Annotated in this window: 11 protein-coding genes; 9 read left to right on the top strand and 2 right to left on the bottom strand. The window is 69.2% G+C overall.

Translation table 11 applies throughout. The features are described from left to right. Window positions 1-102: 102 nt before the first annotated feature. The 9 genes from OG194_RS12135 to OG194_RS12095 all read left to right on the top strand — a co-directional run bounded on the left by OG194_RS12135 (window position 103) and on the right by OG194_RS12095 (window position 14689). Window positions 103-5562 (top strand): HAMP domain-containing protein, encoded by a 5460-nt coding sequence (locus OG194_RS12135; RefSeq protein WP_327400886.1) that lies wholly within the window; start codon window positions 103-105, stop codon window positions 5560-5562. A gap of 286 nt (window positions 5563-5848) precedes the next feature. After that, window positions 5849-6532, top strand: coding sequence for a response regulator (locus OG194_RS12130; protein WP_327400885.1), 684 nt, complete (start codon window positions 5849-5851; stop codon window positions 6530-6532). Between the two features lie 123 nt (window positions 6533-6655). Continuing rightward, on the top strand, window positions 6656-9376 hold the full coding sequence (locus OG194_RS12125; protein WP_327400884.1) for a DNA translocase FtsK: 2721 nt from the start codon (window positions 6656-6658) through the stop codon (window positions 9374-9376). Between the two features lie 264 nt (window positions 9377-9640). Beyond that, window positions 9641-10498, top strand: coding sequence for a helix-turn-helix domain-containing protein (locus tag OG194_RS12120; protein ID WP_327400883.1), 858 nt, complete (start codon window positions 9641-9643; stop codon window positions 10496-10498). Window positions 10499-10608: 110 nt separating this feature from the next. Continuing rightward, complete coding sequence (rimO, locus tag OG194_RS12115) at window positions 10609-12081, top strand: 30S ribosomal protein S12 methylthiotransferase RimO (protein ID WP_327400882.1); 1473 nt, start codon at window positions 10609-10611, stop codon at window positions 12079-12081. Then, window positions 12078-12968 carry a CDP-diacylglycerol--glycerol-3-phosphate 3-phosphatidyltransferase gene (gene pgsA, locus OG194_RS12110; RefSeq protein ID WP_327400881.1) on the top strand — a complete coding sequence of 297 codons (891 nt, stop codon included), beginning with the start codon at window positions 12078-12080 and terminating at the stop codon, window positions 12966-12968. Before rimO ends, pgsA begins: the two co-directional genes overlap by 4 nt. Further along, window positions 12965-13510 carry a CinA family protein gene (locus OG194_RS12105; RefSeq protein ID WP_327400880.1) on the top strand — a complete coding sequence of 182 codons (546 nt, stop codon included), beginning with the start codon at window positions 12965-12967 and terminating at the stop codon, window positions 13508-13510. Before pgsA ends, OG194_RS12105 begins: the two co-directional genes overlap by 4 nt. Before the next feature lie 109 nt (window positions 13511-13619). Beyond that, on the top strand, window positions 13620-13994 hold the full coding sequence (locus OG194_RS12100; RefSeq protein WP_019060943.1) for a helix-turn-helix domain-containing protein: 375 nt from the start codon (window positions 13620-13622) through the stop codon (window positions 13992-13994). A gap of 377 nt (window positions 13995-14371) precedes the next feature. Continuing rightward, window positions 14372-14689, top strand: a complete 318-nt coding sequence (locus tag OG194_RS12095; protein WP_327400879.1) for a hypothetical protein — start codon at window positions 14372-14374, stop codon at window positions 14687-14689. Window positions 14690-14811: 122 nt separating this feature from the next. On the opposite strand, the gene OG194_RS12090 is transcribed toward OG194_RS12095, so the two are convergent. Further along, window positions 14812-15576, bottom strand: a complete 765-nt coding sequence (locus OG194_RS12090) for an SDR family NAD(P)-dependent oxidoreductase (RefSeq protein ID WP_327400878.1) — start codon at window positions 15574-15576, stop codon at window positions 14812-14814. Between the two features lie 88 nt (window positions 15577-15664). Then, window positions 15665-16630: a DNA-formamidopyrimidine glycosylase family protein gene (locus tag OG194_RS12085; protein ID WP_327400877.1), complete on the bottom strand. Its 966-nt coding sequence runs from the start codon at window positions 16628-16630 to the stop codon at window positions 15665-15667. Between the last annotated feature and the right edge of the window lie 33 nt (window positions 16631-16663).

Genomic DNA, 16663 nt, shown 5'->3' with positions numbered 1-16663 from the left:
TGAAGCCCGGTAAACCGGGCAGAGATACGCGGCGGAACCTGATACGCCGAGCAGTTGCACACCGGCACAGCGGTAACGGTCGACCCCTGCGGGAGGGACACAGTGGAGTCTGGCGCAGCGACGCGGGGCACTAAGACGCGCGCGAAAGGCGGACAGTCCCTGAAGAACCAGCGCAAACCACGCAATGGGACCACGGAGGTGGACGCGGCCTCCTTGGACCGGCTGCTGACGGCTCTGGTCTCCATGCGGGACGGGAACTTCCGCAAGCGGCTCACGGTGTCCGGCGACGGCGTGATGTCGGAGATCGCCGCCGTGTTCAACGAGGTTGCCGACCGCAATCTGCACCTCACGGGCGAGCTGTCCCGGGTGCGGCGCATGGTGGGCCGTGAGGGAAAACTCACGGAACGGCTGGAGACGGGCGCCTGCGAGGGTTCCTGGGCCTCGGCCATCGACGCCTCCAACGCGCTCGTGGACGACCTCGTACGGCCCGTCTCCGAGGTCGGAAGGGTGCTGTCCGCGGTGGCGGAGGGTGATCTGTCGCCGCGGATGGAGCTGCGGACGCAGGCGCCGGACGGGACCGGGCATCCGTTGCGCGGGGAGTTCCTGAAGGTCGGGCGGACCGTCAACAACCTGGTTGACCAGCTGTCGACGTTCACCGACGAGGTCACGCGCGTGGCCAGCGAGGTGGGCACCGAGGGCAAGCTGGGCGGGCAGGCACGCGTGCGTGGCATGTCCGGCTCGTGGAAGGACCTCACGGAGTCGGTCAACACGATGGCGTACCGGCTGACGGCCCAGGTGCGGGACATCGCGCTGGTGACCACGGCGGTCGCCAAGGGTGACCTGTCGCGGAAGGTCACCGTTCATGTCGCCGGCGAGATGCTGGAGCTCAAGAACACCGTCAACACGATGGTGGACCAGCTGTCGTCGTTCTCCTCCGAGGTGACGCGAGTCGCCCGCGAGGTGGGCACCGAGGGCGAACTGGGCGGCCAGGCGCAGGTGCCGGGTGTGGCCGGGGTGTGGAAAGACCTCACCGACTCGGTGAACATCATGGCCGGCAACCTGACGGCCCAGGTGCGCGGGATCGCCCAGGTGACGACGGCTGTCGCCAACGGTGACCTGTCGCAGAAGGTGACCGTCTCCGCGCGGGGCGAGGTCGCCCAGCTCGCCGAGACGATCAACCAGATGACCGAGACGCTGCGTACCTTCGCGGACGAGGTCACGCGCGTGGCCAACGAGGTCGGTGCCGAGGGGCAGCTCGGCGGGCAGGCGAACGTGCCGGGTGCGGCGGGAACGTGGAAGGACCTCACCGATTCGGTGAACACGGTCTTCCGGAACCTGACGATCCAGGTGCGGGACATCGCCGCCGTGACGACGGCCGTGGCGAGCGGTGACCTGTCCCAGAAGGTCACCGTGAACGTGGCCGGCGAGATGCTGGAACTGAAGAACACCGTCAACGGCATGGTCGACCAGCTGTCCTCTTTCGGTGCCGAGGTCACGCGCGTGGCGCGCGAGATCGGTGTCGAGGGTGAACTGGGCGGCCAGGCACAGGTGCCGGGCGCGGCCGGGACGTGGAAGGACCTGACGGACTCCGTCAACACGGCGTTCCGCAACCTCACCGGACAGGTGAGGAACATCGCGCAGGTGACGACGGCCGTGGCCAACGGTGATCTGTCGCAGAAGGTCACCGTCGACGTGTCCGGCGAGATGCTTCAGTTGAAGAACACCGTCAACACGATGGTCGATCAACTGTCGTCGTTCGCCGACCAGGTGACCCGGATGGCCCGTGACGTGGGCACCGAGGGACGGCTGGGCGGACAGGCGCGCGTGGACGGCGTCTCGGGCACCTGGAAGGAACTGACCGACTCCGTCAACTCGATGGCCGGGAACCTGACCTCCCAGGTGCGCAACATCGCCCAGGTGACCACGGCGGTGGCCCAGGGCGATCTGTCCCAGAAGATCGACGTGGACGCGCGCGGGGAGATCCTGGAGCTGAAGAACACCATCAACACGATGGTCGACCAGCTCTCGGCCTTCGCCGACCAGGTGACCCGGGTGGCCCGCGAGGTGGGCACGGAGGGCCGTCTGGGCGGGCAGGCGCAGGTGCCCGGCGTCGCCGGTGTGTGGCGCGACCTGACCGACTCGGTGAACGGCATGGCCGGCAACCTCACCGCGCAGGTCCGCAACATCGCCCAGGTCGCGACCGCGGTGGCCCGGGGTGACCTGTCCCAGAAGATCACCGTGGACGCGCGCGGGGAGATCCTGGAGCTGAAGAACACCCTGAACACGATGGTCGACCAGCTGTCGTCGTTCGCCGAGGAGGTCACCCGGGTGGCCCGCGAGGTGGGCACCGAGGGGCAGCTGGGCGGTCAGGCCGAGGTGCAGGGTGTCTCCGGCACCTGGAAGGACCTCACCCAGTCGGTGAACTTCATGGCGAACAACCTGACCATCCAGGTGCGCCAGATCGCCGAGGTCACGACCGCCGTCGCCAAGGGCGACCTCTCCAAGAAGATCACCGTCGACGCCAAGGGCGAGATCCTCGAACTCGTCACGACCGTCAACACCATGGTCGACCAGCTGTCGTCCTTCGCCGAGCAGGTGACCCGGGTGGCCCGCGAGGTGGGCACCGAGGGCATCCTGGGCGGTCAGGCGCACGTACCGGGTGTCACGGGCATCTGGAAGGACCTCAGCGGCAACGTCAACCTGATGGCCAACAACCTGACCATGCAGGTGCGGAACATCTCCCAGGTCGCGGCCGCCGTCGCCAACGGCGACCTGACGCGGACGGTGACGATCGAGGCGCGCGGCGAGGTCGCGCAGCTCGCCGACACCTTCAACACGATGGTGAAGACGTTGAGTTCGTTCGCCGACCAGGTCACCAAGGTGGCCCGCGAGGTGGGCACGGACGGCATCCTCGGCGGTCAGGCGCGCGTGCCCGGTGTGGCCGGCACGTGGAAGGACCTCACCGAGTCCGTGAACGGCATGGCGTCCAACCTGACCGGTCAGGTGCGCAACATCGCGATGGTCACCACGGCCATCGCCAAGGGCGACCTGACCAAGAAGATCGACATCGACGCCCGCGGCGAGATCCTCGAACTGAAGACGACGATCAACACGATGGTCGACCAGCTGTCGTCGTTCGCCGAGGAGGTCACCCGGGTCGCCCGCGAGGTGGGCACCGAGGGACAGCTGGGCGGTCAGGCACGCGTGCGTGACGTCGACGGCACCTGGCGCGACCTCACCGAGTCGGTGAACGAGATGGCCGGGAACCTGACCCGGCAGGTGCGTGCCATCGCGCGCGTGGCGACCGCGGTGACCCGCGGCGACCTGAACCTGAAGATCGACGTCGACGCGGCGGGCGAGATCCAGGAGTTGCAGGACTACATCAACAAGATGATCGCCAACCTGCGTGACACCACGATCGCCAACAAGGAGCAGGACTGGCTCAAGGGCAACCTCGCCCGCATCTCCGCGCTGATGCAGGGCCGCCGCGACCTGGACGACGTCGCTTCGCTGATCATGAGCGAGCTGACGCCGGTGGTCTCCGCGCAGCACGGCGCGTTCTTCCTCGCGCTGCCGTTGGCGGACGCCGAGGGCGAGGAGGCGTACGAACTGCGCATGCTTGGGTCGTACGGGTACTCCATGGGCTCCATGCCGACCTCGTTCAGGCCCGGTGAGGCGCTGATCGGGACGGCCGCCCAGGAGCGGCGCACGATCCTCGTGGAGAACGCGCCCAGCGGCTACCTGAAGATCTCCTCGGGGCTCGGGGAGGCGCCGCCCGCGCAGGTGATCGTGCTGCCGGTGCTGTTCGAGGGGAAGGTGCTCGGCATCATCGAGCTGGCCTCCTTCACGCCCTTCACGCACATCCAGAAGGACTTCCTCAACCAGATCGCCGAGATGATCGCGACCAGCGTCAACACCATCTCCGTCAACACCAAGACGGAGGTGCTGCTGAAGCAGTCGCAGGAGCTGACCGAGCAACTCCGGGAGCGGTCGGCCGAGTTGGAGAACCGGCAGAAGGCACTCCAGTCGTCCAACGCCGAACTGGAGGAGAAGGCCGAGCTGTTGGCCCAGCAGAACCGCGACATCGAGGTCAAGAACACCGAGATCGAGGAGGCGCGGCAGGTCCTGGAGGAGCGCGCCGAGCAGCTCGCGGTGTCGATGCGCTACAAGAGCGAGTTCCTCGCCAACATGTCGCACGAGCTGCGCACACCGCTCAACTCGCTGCTGATCCTGGCCAAGCTGCTCGCCGACAACGCGGAGGGGAACCTCTCCCCGAAGCAGGTCGAGTTCGCCGAGACGATCCACGGCGCGGGGTCCGACCTGCTCCAGCTGATCAACGACATCCTGGACCTGTCGAAGGTCGAGGCGGGCAAGATGGACGTCTCCCCGACGCGCATCGCGCTCGTCCAACTCGTCGACTACGTAGAGGCCACTTTCCGCCCGCTGACCGCGGAGAAGGGCCTCGACCTCTCCGTACGGGTGTCGCCGGAACTGCCCGCCACGCTGCACACCGACGAGCAGCGCCTCCTCCAGGTGCTGCGCAACCTGCTGTCCAACGCGGTGAAGTTCACCGACTCCGGAGCGGTCGAGCTGGTCATCCGACCGGCCGGCGCGGATGTGCCGGTGGCGATCCGGGAGCAGCTCCTGGAGGCCGGTTCGCTGCGCGACGCGGACGCCGGTCTGATCGCGTTCTCGGTGACCGACACCGGGATCGGGATCGCCGGCAGCAAGATGCGGGTCATCTTCGAGGCGTTCAAGCAGGCGGACGGTACGACCAGTCGCAAGTACGGCGGTACGGGCCTCGGGTTGTCGATCTCCCGGGAGATCGCGCAGCTGCTCGGCGGTGAGATCCACGCGCAGAGCGAACCGGGACGCGGCTCGACGTTCACGCTGTATTTGCCGCTGCACCCCAGCGAACTGCCCCCGCAGGGCTACCAGCAACTGCCGGCGCTGGAGGCGGGCGACCTGGTGGCGTCGTCCGCGGCGGAACTCGCCGAACTCTCCGAGCGGAGTGAGGTGGACTTCGGGACGCCGGCCGAGGTGAAGTCGTACCACGAGACGCAGAACGGTGCCGCCGCGCTCTTCAGGCGCCGCCGCAGGGCCATCGAGCAGTCCACCCAGCTGGGGCAGACCGTACGGGACCAGTGGACGGCTCCGGAGTCGCCGTCGCGCCGGGGCATCCGGTTCGGCGGGGAGAAGGTGCTGATCGTCGACGACGACATCCGCAACGTCTTCGCGCTGACCAGTGTCCTGGAGCAGCACGGTCTGTCCGTGCTGTACGCGGAGAACGGCCGTGAGGGCATCGAAGTCCTGGAGCAGCACGACGATGTGACGGTCGTTCTGATGGACATCATGATGCCTGAGATGGACGGATACGCGACGACGACGGCGATCCGCAGGATGCCCCAGTTCGCGGGGCTTCCGATCATCGCGCTGACCGCGAAGGCCATGAAGGGCGACCGGGAGAAGGCGATCGAGTCCGGTGCTTCGGACTACGTCACCAAGCCGGTCGATCCCGATCATCTGCTGGCGGTGATGGAGCAGTGGATGCGTACGGAGTGAAGGAAACGACCGGACTTGACGGGAAAGCAGTGGGAACGGTGTGGGGAACGTTCGGTGGCCACGCGGAGTTGCTGACTCAGGGTGCCCGGAGCCGTGTAGAAGTACGGGATTCGGGGAACCTTCTGGTCTCCCGCTGCGTTTCTGCTACGTGCACAGTGACATCACGGTGACAGGGTGTGGCGACGGGCGGGGTGCGGCTACCATGACCGGCACAAGGACGGACGGCGCAAGAGAGTCGTCCTCTGGGGCGGCGCCCGGTGCACATCCGGGGCGAGGAGGGCGGGCCATGGTGCAGAAGGCCAAGATCCTCCTGGTCGATGACCGGCCGGAGAATCTGCTGGCGCTGGAGGCCATCCTCTCTGCGCTCGATCAGACACTGGTTCGGGCATCGTCCGGGGAGGAAGCGCTCAAGGCGCTGCTGACGGACGACTTCGCGGTGATTCTGCTGGACGTCCAGATGCCGGGCATGGACGGTTTCGAGACCGCCGCGCACATCAAGCGACGGGAGCGGACCCGGGACATCCCGATCATCTTCCTCACCGCGATCAACCACGGCCCGCACCACACCTTCCGGGGTTACGCGGCGGGCGCGGTCGACTACATCTCCAAGCCGTTCGACCCGTGGGTGCTGCGCGCGAAGGTCTCGGTCTTCGTCGAGCTCTACATGAAGAACTGCCAGTTGCGGGAGCAGGCGGCGTTGCTGCGGCTCCAGTTGGAGGGCGGCGGCAAGCCCGCGGTCGGTGCGGCCAAGGAACCGGCCGGACTGCTCGCCGAGTTGTCGGCGCGGCTCGCGGCCGTGGAGGAACAGGCCGAGGCGCTGTCGAAGCAGCTCGACGACGAGTCGGCGGACGCGGCGGCCGTAGCGACCGCGGCTCATCTCGAACGCAAACTCACCGGGCTGCGCAGGGCACTCGACGCCCTGGAGCCGGGTACGGGCAATGGAGCGAATTCGGTCCCGTCGCAGAACTGACGTCCGCCGCGGGCGCAGTTGTGCGTGAGCGGCCGTCAGTTCCCGGTCCGGTACGGGCGACACGAACGGGTGAAGCAGTGGACGCACGTGTCCCCTGCCGCCTCCACAGGTAACCTCACACCTATGGCCTCACGTCCCTCCGCAGCCAAGAAGCAGCCCGCCAAGAGGGCTGCTCCGGCGAAGGCTCCGGCGAAGAAGGCCGCTGCGAAAAGGGCTCCGGCGAAGAAGGCGGTCGCCAAGAGGACCGCGCGCCCGGCGCCCAAGCCGGCTCCCAGCCCCACCGGGGGCATCGTCAAGCTCGTGCGCGCCGTCTGGCTCGGCACCGCGCACGCCGTCGGCGCGGTGTTCCGCGGCATAGGGCAGGGGGCGAAGAACTTGGACCCGGCCCACCGCAAGGACGGCGTCGCGCTACTGCTGTTCGGCCTCGCGCTGATCGTCGCCGCCGGCACCTGGGCCGATCTGCGCGGCCCGGTCGGCGACCTCGTCGAGATCCTGGTGACCGGCGCCTTCGGCCGTCTCGACCTGCTCGTGCCGATACTGCTCGCGGTGATCGCCGTGCGCTTCATCCGGCACCCCGAGAAGCCCGAGGCCAACGGCCGCATCGTGATCGGCCTGTCCGCGCTCGTCATCGGCGTGCTCGGCCAGGTCCACATCGCCTGCGGCGCGCCCGCGCGCAGCGACGGCATGCAGGCCATAAGGGACGCCGGCGGCCTCATCGGCTGGGCCGTCGCCACCCCGCTGACGTACACGATGGGCGAGGTCCTCGCCGTACCCCTGCTCGTGCTGCTCACGGTCTTCGGGCTCCTGGTCGTCACGGCCACGCCCGTCAACGCGATCCCGCAGCGCCTGCGGCTGCTCGGCGTGAAGCTGGGCATCGTCCACGACTTCGACGACGAGGACGAGTTCGGCGAGGACGACGAGCGCTACGACGAGCAGTGGCGCGAGGCGTTGCCCGGGCGCCCCCGCAAGCGCGGGAGCGCCCCGGAGGCGTACGACCCCGACAGCGCGGAGCAGGACGCCCTCTCGAAGCGCCGGAGCCGCCCCAGGCGCTCCGCGGTGCCCCAGCCCGACATGCACCGCCCCATGGACGCCGTGGACGTCGCGGCGGCCGCCGCAGCCGCGCTCGACGGGGCCGTCCTGCACGGCATGCCGCCCTCGCCGATCGTCGCCGACCTCACCCAGGGCGTTCGCGTCGGGGGAGACCGCGAGGACACCACCCCGACGCCCGTCCCGGCCCCCGCCGCGCGCCCCAAGCAGGAGAAGCTCAGGGCCGAGCCGGTCGGGCGAGTCGTGGCGGACCTGACCAAGGCGCCCCCGGAGGAGATGCGGGACCTGCCGCCGCGGGCCGAGCAGCTCCAGCTGTCGGGCGACATCACGTACTCGCTGCCGTCGCTCGACCTCCTGGAGCGAGGTGGCCCCGGCAAGACGCGCAGCGCCGCCAACGACATCGTCGTCGCCTCCCTCCAGAACGTCTTCATGGAGTTCAAGGTCGACGCCTCGGTCACCGGCTTCACGCGCGGGCCGACGGTCACGCGCTACGAGGTCGAGCTGGGCCCCGCCGTCAAGGTCGAACGGATCACCGCGCTCACCAAGAACATCGCCTACGCCGTCGCCAGCCCCGATGTGCGGATCATCAGCCCGATCCCAGGCAAGTCCGCGGTCGGCATCGAGATCCCGAACACCGACCGCGAGATGGTCAACCTGGGCGACGTCCTGCGCCTCGCGGACGCGGCCGAGGACGACCACCCGATGCTGGTGGCGCTCGGCAAGGACGTCGAGGGCGGCTATGTGATGGCCAACCTGGCGAAGATGCCGCACGTCCTGGTCGCCGGAGCCACCGGTTCCGGTAAGTCGTCCTGCATCAACTGCCTGATCACGTCCGTCATGGTGCGCGCGACCCCCGAGGACGTGCGCATGGTCCTCGTCGACCCCAAGCGCGTCGAACTGACCGCCTACGAAGGCATCCCGCACCTGATCACGCCCATCATCACCAACCCGAAGAGGGCCGCCGAGGCGCTCCAGTGGGTCGTACGCGAGATGGACCTCAGGTACGACGACCTCGCGGCCTTCGGGTACCGGCACATCGACGACTTCAACCAGGCCATCCGCGACGGCAAACTGAAGACTCCGGAGGGCAGCGAGCGCGAGCTCAAGACCTATCCGTATCTCCTGGTGATCGTCGACGAGCTCGCCGACCTGATGATGGTCGCCCCCCGGGACGTCGAGGACTCCATCGTGCGCATCACGCAGCTCGCGCGCGCGGCCGGCATCCACCTGGTGCTCGCGACGCAGCGGCCGTCCGTCGACGTCGTCACCGGTCTCATCAAGGCGAACGTGCCCTCCAGGCTCGCGTTCGCCACCTCCTCGCTCGCCGACTCGCGGGTCATCCTCGACCAGCCCGGCGCCGAGAAGCTGATCGGCAAGGGCGACGGGCTGTTCCTGCCGATGGGGGCGAACAAGCCGACCCGTATGCAGGGCGCCTTCGTCACCGAAGGCGAGGTCGCGGTGATCGTCCAGCACTGCAAGGACCAGATGGCGCCGGTCTTCCGGGACGACGTCACCGTGGGCAGCAAGCAGAAGAAGGAGATCGACGAGGAGATCGGCGACGACCTCGACCTGCTGTGCCAGGCGGTCGAGCTGGTCGTGTCCACGCAGTTCGGGTCCACCTCGATGCTCCAGCGCAAACTGCGCGTCGGCTTCGCCAAGGCCGGGCGGCTCATGGACCTCATGGAGTCCCGGGGCATCGTCGGACCCAGCGAGGGATCCAAGGCGCGTGACGTTCTTGTGAAGGCCGACGAGGTGGATGGCGTGCTCGCGGTGATCCGCGGGGAGTCTGAAGGGTAGGCGTCCGCCGCAAGGTCCGCCGAGAGGATGCGACCGTGATCCACCCGTTAGAGATCGTCGGGCAACCGTTTCCCTTTGCCGTACGTCAAGTTGAGCGAGAAGACAGACGGGGCTCCCACCATGGGGTCCGTGTCTGGCTCGCCATCGGGCGCTCCGGCCATACCGATGGCGTACAAAGTCCCACCGCCCGGTTGCCCCACCCTTCGGTACCCCCCCTAGACTGAATTTCCAGCACAGGCGGCTACACGCTCGAAAGGCGCCCCCGTGTCCATCGGCAACTCCCCTGAAGACGAGCGTCCGTTCGAAGACGGTCGTTCCTCAGACGGTCATGAGGAAGAAGCCCGCCCTTCCGTCGGCCGAGCCCTGCAGCAGGCACGTATCGCCGCCGGGCTGATCGTCGACGACGTCAGCAGTGCCACCCGGGTCCGCATCGCCATCGTGCACGCCATCGAGGCCGACGACTTCACGCCCTGCGGCGGTGACGTCTACGCCCGCGGGCACATCAGGACCCTCGCCAAGGCCGTCCACACCGATCCCGCCCCCCTCCTCGCGCGCTACGACGACGACCACGGCGGACGTCCGGCCCCGACTCCGGCGGCGCCCCTCTTCGAGGCGGAACGTATCCGTCCCGAGCGGCGGGGCCCCAACTGGACCGCGGCCATGGTCGCCGCGATCGTGGCCGTGGTCGGCTTCGTCGGGTTCACGGCGTTCAAGGGCGGCGACAGCGACACTGACGCCGCGTCACAGGTCACCCAGGGGGCCACGCCCAGCGCCGGCAAGCCCGCCGCGCCCAAGCCCTCGAACACCACCGCCACGCCCAAGTCCGACCCCTCCGACAGTGCCATCGCCGCCGCGCCGCAGGACAAGGTGACGGTCCAGGTGAGCGCGGTCGACGGCCGCAGCTGGATCTCCGCCAAGGACCACAACGGCCGGATGCTCTTCGACGGACTTCTTAAGAAGGGCGAGTCCAAGACCTTCCAGGACAGCTCGAAGGTCAACCTGATCCTCGGCGACGCCGGTGTGATCCAGCTCTACGTCAACGGCAAGAAGATCGAGGACGACTTCCAGCCCGGAGCGGTGGAACGCCTCACGTACACGAAGGGCGACCCCGAGGTCGGTTGAGACCTTGAGGCCGGTCAAGCGTCCGGCGTGGTGGTTGTTCCAAGGGGTTGGCCAAGATCGGCCAACCCCTTCGACGTGGGGTGTCAGTGGGACGAAGTAGTCTTGAGCCCATGCCTGAACGCCGTACCGTCGCACTCGTCACTCTTGGCTGCGCCCGTAACGAGGTGGACTCGGAGGAGCTCGCAGGCCGCTTGGAGGCGGACGGCTGGCAACTCGTGGAGGACGCCGAGGACGCGGACGTCGCCGTCGTCAACACCTGTGGCTTCGTCGAGGCCGCCAAGAAGGACTCTGTCGACGCCCTCCTGGAAGCCAATGACCTGAAGGGTCACGGCAGAACGCAGGCCGTCGTCGCGGTCGGCTGCATGGCCGAGCGGTACGGCAAGGAGCTCGCCGAGGCGCTGCCCGAGGCCGACGGAGTGCTCGGCTTCGACGACTACTCCGACATCTCCGACCGCCTGCAGACCATCCTCAACGGCGGCATCCACGCCTCGCACACCCCGCGCGACCGCCGCAAGCTGCTGCCGATCAGCCCCGCCGAGCGGCAGGAGTCCGCCGCCGACGTCGCGCTGCCCGGCCACGGCCCGGTCGACCTCCCGGACGGCCTCGCGCCCGCCTCCGGCCCCCGCGCGCCCCTGCGCCGCCGCCTGGACGGCTCCCCGGTCGCCTCGGTGAAGCTCGCCTCCGGCTGCGACCGGCGCTGCACCTTCTGCGCCATCCCGTCCTTCCGCGGCTCCTTCATCTCCCGCCGCCCGAGCGACGTCCTGAACGAGACGCGCTGGCTGGCCGAGCAGGGCGTCAAGGAGATCATGCTCGTCTCCGAGAACAACACGTCCTACGGCAAGGACCTGGGCGACATCCGCCTCCTGGAGACGCTGCTGCCCGAGCTGGCGGACATCGACGGCCTGGAGCGGGTGCGGGTCAGCTACCTCCAGCCGGCCGAGATGCGCCCCGGGCTCATCGACGTGCTCACCTCGACGCCGAAGGTCGCGCCCTACTTCGACCTGTCCTTCCAGCACTCCGCGCCCGACGTGCTGCGCTCCATGCGCCGCTTCGGCGACACCGACCGCTTCCTCGAACTGCTCGACACCATCCGCTCCAAGGCCCCGCAGGCCGGCGTGCGCTCGAACTTCATCGTCGGCTTCCCCGGCGAGACCGAGGCCGACCTGGCCGAGCTGGAGCGCTTCCTGAACGGCGCGCGCCTGGACGCCATCGGTGTCTTCGGCTACTCCGACGAGGAGGGCACGGAGGCGGCGACGTACGACAAGAAGCTCGACCAGGACGTCGTCGACAAGCGGCTCGCGCACATCTCCCGGCTCGCCGAGGAGCTCGTCTCGCAGCGCGCCGAGGAGCGCGTCGGCGAGACCGTGCAGGTGCTGGTCGAGTCGGTGGACTCCGAGGACGGCGCCTACGGCCGCGGTGAGCACCAGGCGCCGGAGACGGACGGCCAGGTGCTCCTCACGAGCGGCGAGGGCCTGAGCGTCGGCCGTATGGTCGAGGCGAAGGTGGTCGGTACGGAAGGTGTCGACCTGGTGGCCGAGCCGCTCCTGGGCTCGCTCGCGTGTAGTGAGGAGGCGGGCAGATGACCGGAGTCCCGGCATCGGCGGCGGGCGACACCTCCAGCGCGAGCGGCGCGCCCGCGAGCGCGGGTTCCGGTGCGGCCTCCGGTGGCGCCTCTTCCGGCGCGATGTCGGGCAGTGTCTCCGGTGGTGTCCCCTCCGGGGGAGTCGCGGCCGGTGGTGCCTCTTCCGGCGGTGCCTCGGTCGGCAGTGCTTCGCTTGGCAGCGCCTCGGTCGGTAGTACCTCGTCCGGTGTCGCCGAGTCGGGTCTGCCCGGTGGTCCGCGGCCGGCGCGCGGTGCGAAGGTCGTGGCCGCGGCCGTCAACCAGGCGAGCGTCTGGAACATCGCCAACTTCCTGACCATGCTCCGGCTGCTGCTCGTCCCCGGCTTCGTCGCCCTGATGCTGGCCGACGGCGGGTACGACCCGGCGATGCGCTCGTTCGCCTGGGCCGCGTTCGCCATCGCCATGATCACCGACCTGTTCGACGGCCATCTGGCGCGGACCTACGACCTCGTCACCGACTTCGGGAAGATCGCCGACCCCATCGCCGACAAGGCGATCATGGGTGCGGCGCTGATCTGTCTGTCCTCGCTCGGCGATCTGCCGTGGTGGGTGACCGTCGTCATCCTCGGCCGGGAACTCGGGATCACGCTGCTGCGTTTTGTTGTCATCCGGTACGGCGTCATTCCCGCGTCGCGCGGCGGCAAGCTGAAGACGCTCGTCCAGGGCGTGGCCGTAGGGATGTATGTGCTGGCGCTGACGGGCTGGCTGGCCACTCTGCGGTTCTGGGTGATGGCTGCGGCGGTCGTTCTGACCGTGCTGACCGGGCTCGACTATGTGAGACAGGCCATTGTGCTGCGCAGGCAGGGAATCGCCGAGCGGATGGCCGCGTCGGAGGAGACGGAAGCGTGAGTTCCACGGCCACTGAAGTGGTGCGACTACTGACGGTGAGCGGTGCGACGCTCGCTGTCGCCGAGTCGCTCACCGGTGGTCTGGTTGCGGCGGAAGTCACATCGGTGCCCGGAGCCTCCAAGGCCTTCCGCGGCTCGGTCACCGCCTACGCCACCGAGCTGAAGCATCAGCTGCTCGGTGTCGACGCCGCCCTGCTGGCCGAGCGGGGAGCGGTGGATGCGCAGGTCGCGGCCCAGATGGCGGCCGGTGTGCGGAAGGCGCTGGGCGCCGACTGGGGCATCGCGACCACCGGCGTGGCGGGCCCGGAGCCGCAGGACGGACAGCCCGTGGGCACCGTTTTCGTGGCCGTGGACGGGCCCTTCGGACCTGATTCGGATGCCGCCGGTGGCGGGAAAGTGGCCGCGCTGCGGTTGAACGGCGGCCGGGCGGAAATTCGTAGAGAGAGTGTACGGAGCGTACTCGCGCTGCTTCTGGAGCGGCTCGTGAGCGAACAGACCGGGAATGAGCGGACACAGGATACGGAACAGAACGGGGGGTTTTGATGTTTGCAGCCCTGAGTGAACACGACATCGCTCCCCGCACGGCCGCGGCGCAAGGCGGTACGGTGGGGCGAGAAGGATGCGGCTACGCGGTCCGAGGAGGGAGCCACCGATGATTCTGCTCCGTCGCCTGTTGGGCGATGTGCTGCGTCGGCAGCGCCAGCGCCAGGGCCGTACTCTGCGCGAAGTCTCCTCGTCCGCCCGAGTCTCACTCGGCTATCTCTCCGAGGTGGAGCGGGGGCAGAAAGAGGCTTCCTCTGAACTGCTGTCCGCCATCTGCGACGCGTTGGACGTACGGATGTCCGAACTCATGCGGGAAGTGAGCGACGAGCTCGCTCTCGCCGAGCTGGCCCAGTCTGCTGCGGCCACCGGTTCTGTACCCACGTCGGTACGTCCGATGCTGGGTTCCGTGTCGGTGACCGGCGTGCCACCGGAACGGGTGACCATCAAGGCCCCCGCCGAGGCGGTGGACGTGGTCGCCGCGTGACGCTCACGCTGACGTGACGCTGACGCTGATGCTGATCTAGACCGATGAGGCGCTGACCGGCCTCAACGATGTGTGCGAGCCCCGGCCGGGGCTTCTCCAGGGAGATCTGGAGGGGCGCGGTCGGGGTCTTTCGCGTTCTCGCGTTCTCGCCTTGTCGTGTTTCGCGTGGGGACGGTGGCGGTGGCGGTGGCGGGCGCTTGGCGGGGCGGAAGCCGGACGTCGGTCGGTCCGGTCGGGGGCCTGTGCGGCTGGGGCGGTCCGTTTGCCGGTGTGGCTCGGGGCGGTCATCGTTGAGGCGAGTGGTGCGTCCGTGTGCCGTTGATGCGCCCTTCTTGCGGGTGACCGTGACGTTTTGGCGTCGGGCTGGAGGTGGGGCCATGGCGGGGCGAATAGCACGCTGGGGGCTCGCGCTCGGGCTCTGCGCCGTGTGGTGGTGGGCTGTGCTGCGCCTCGCGCTGACGGCGCACGCGGGGGCGCTGGAGGGGGCCGTAGCGGCTGGGGGGTGGGGGTTGAGTCTGCTTCCGGTGCACTGCATGCCGAAGGCGCGGGCGGCGGGGGCCGTGGCCGCGGGGCGGTGGCGGGAGGCCTGGCGGGTGTCCGTTGCGCCGGTCGCCGGGGTGTCGCCGGACCTCGGCGCGACGGTTGGTGGGGGGCCGACTGACATCGGCGTTACGGAGGCTGGGGGGGCCGACTGACCTTGGCGTGACGGAGGCTGGGGTGTGGCCGGCGGACGGGCCGTTGCCGGGCACCGGGCCGTCGCAGGGCGCCTGGCCGTCGTCGGCCACCGGACCGTCGCCGGACGTCGAGTCGGTGCCGGCTACCAAGGCATCGCGACGCCGCCGTTCGGGCGGAGGATCTGGCCCGTCGTGAACGACGACGCGTCCGACGCCAGGTACAGCACGGCGTGGGCGATGTCCTCCGGCTCACCTACCCGGCCCAGCGGTGACAGGCGGACCATCATCGCCTCGGTACGCGCCTGCGCCTCGGCCTCGTGGTGGTCGGTCATGGGCGTGCGGATCCAGCCCGGTGCGACCGCGTTGACGCGGATGCCATGCCGGCCCAGTTCCGTCGCCAGCGTCTTCGTCAGCTGGACGACGGCCGCTTTGGTCACGCTGTAGCAGAGGAGTCCGGCCCCTCCGGTGTCGATCGCGCCGGACGCCATGGTGACGATGCTGCCCCTGGTGCCGCGGTCGAGCATCAGTCGGCCCGCCTCCTGGCAGGCGTACAGGACGCCTTTGAAGTTGACGCTCAGTACCCGGTCGAGGTCCTCGTCCCGGGTCTCCAGCACGGTGCTGCTGTGCATGATCCCGGCGACCGCGGCCATCACGTGCAGGTCCTCGCAGGAGTCCACGGCCTGCTTCAGCTGGGCGCGATCGGTGACGTCGAGGTGGTGGGTGCGGGCGGTGCCGCCCTGGTCCTTGATCAGGGTCGCCGTCTCGTGCAGACCCTGCGCGTCGCGGTCGGCGCAGTGCACGGTGGCGCCCGCCTCGGCGAGCAGCACGGCGGAGGCGCGGCCGATACCGCTGGCGGCGCCGGTGACGAAAGCGGTGCGTCCGGTGAGGTCGTACGCCTTGACGGGCATGAACCGACCGTACGAGGGTTTCTGACGGGTCGTCAATTAGTCGTACGGTGCTGAGTTCTGTGGGGTGGGGCGGTGCCCGGCGCCAGCCCTATCTGGCAGGTGCCGGTCCTATTTGGCAGGTCGGGCACCAGTAGGTGGGGCGGTCGCGGGAGCCGTCGCCCTGGTTGGCCGTGCGGATGGGGGTGTTGCAGCGGAGGCAGGGGCGGGGGGCTCGGCCGTAGACGAAGAGGTCTGGGGTGTGGGGGTGTGTGGCGGGGCGGAGGAGGCCCGTGCCGGGGGGTGTGGTGGGGGTGCGTGGGGTGGGGTGGGCTGGGGTGCCGGGGGGTGTAGCTCGGGTGCCTGGAGTGGGGTGGGGCGGGGTGGTCGGGCCTGTGGTGCGGTTTGGGTTTGGGGAGTTGTTCGTGAGGGTGCTTGTGGTGTTGCGGATGGGGCGGCCGCGGTTGGCTTCCAGGAGGCGCTTGGCGATGGCGGGCAGCTTGGCGGCGCGGTCGGCGGGGAGTGCGCCGACGGGGAGCCAGGGGGTGGCGCCGAGGAGGAAGCAGAGTTCGCTTTTGTAGATGTTGCCGATGCCGGCCAGGTTGCGCTGGTCGAGCAGGGCCTCGCCGAGGGGGCGGGTGGGGTCGGCGAGGAGGTTGGCGAGGGCCAGTTGGGGGTTCCAGTCGGGGCCCAGGAGGTCGGGGCCGAGGTGGCCCACGGCGCGGTGTTCTTCGGTTGTGCGGAGGAGTTCGAGGACGGGGAGGCGGTAGCCGACGGCAGTGTGGTCGGCGGTGCCGAGGATCACGCGGATCTGGTGGGCCGGGCCGCCGCTCCAGCGTTGGCCGTTGGCGTACACCTTCCAGGTGCCGTCCATCCGTAGGTGCGAGTGGAGGGTGAGGCCGCCCTCGACGCGGGTCAGCAGGTGTTTGCCCCGGGGGGTGACGTCCAGGACGGCGCGGCCGGTGAGGTCTGCCGTGGCGTACTTGGGCACGCGGAGGTCGCTACGGGTCAGCATCTTGCCCGCGAGGGCCGCGTGGAGGCGCTTCGCGGTCTGCCAGACGGTGTCGCCTTCAGGCATGGGTCAAGGGTGGCATGGGAGGGGGGGGTGCGG

This window comes from Streptomyces sp. NBC_01288 (assembly GCF_035982055.1).
Lineage (GTDB): Bacteria > Actinomycetota > Actinomycetes > Streptomycetales > Streptomycetaceae > Streptomyces.
The sequence above is the reverse complement of the archived record's forward strand: the minus strand, read 5'-3'. Positions and strand labels throughout refer to the sequence as shown.

What these genes read in the sequence shown, in the direction of transcription:
- OG194_RS12130 (WP_327400885.1), top strand. Translation starts at nt 5,849, where the DNA reads ATGGTGCAGAAGGCCAAGATCCTCCTGGTCGATGACCGGCCGGAGAAT.
- OG194_RS12125 (WP_327400884.1), top strand. Translation starts at nt 6,656, where the DNA reads ATGGCCTCACGTCCCTCCGCAGCCAAGAAGCAGCCCGCCAAGAGGGCT.
- rimO (WP_327400882.1), top strand. Translation starts at nt 10,609, where the DNA reads ATGCCTGAACGCCGTACCGTCGCACTCGTCACTCTTGGCTGCGCCCGT.
- pgsA (WP_327400881.1), top strand. Translation starts at nt 12,078, where the DNA reads ATGACCGGAGTCCCGGCATCGGCGGCGGGCGACACCTCCAGCGCGAGC.
- OG194_RS12100 (WP_019060943.1), top strand. Translation starts at nt 13,620, where the DNA reads ATGATTCTGCTCCGTCGCCTGTTGGGCGATGTGCTGCGTCGGCAGCGC.
- OG194_RS12095 (WP_327400879.1), top strand. Translation starts at nt 14,372, where the DNA reads ATGGCGGGGCGAATAGCACGCTGGGGGCTCGCGCTCGGGCTCTGCGCC.
- OG194_RS12090 (WP_327400878.1), bottom strand. Translation starts at nt 15,576, where the DNA reads ATGCCCGTCAAGGCGTACGACCTCACCGGACGCACCGCTTTCGTCACC.
- OG194_RS12085 (WP_327400877.1), bottom strand. Translation starts at nt 16,630, where the DNA reads ATGCCTGAAGGCGACACCGTCTGGCAGACCGCGAAGCGCCTCCACGCG.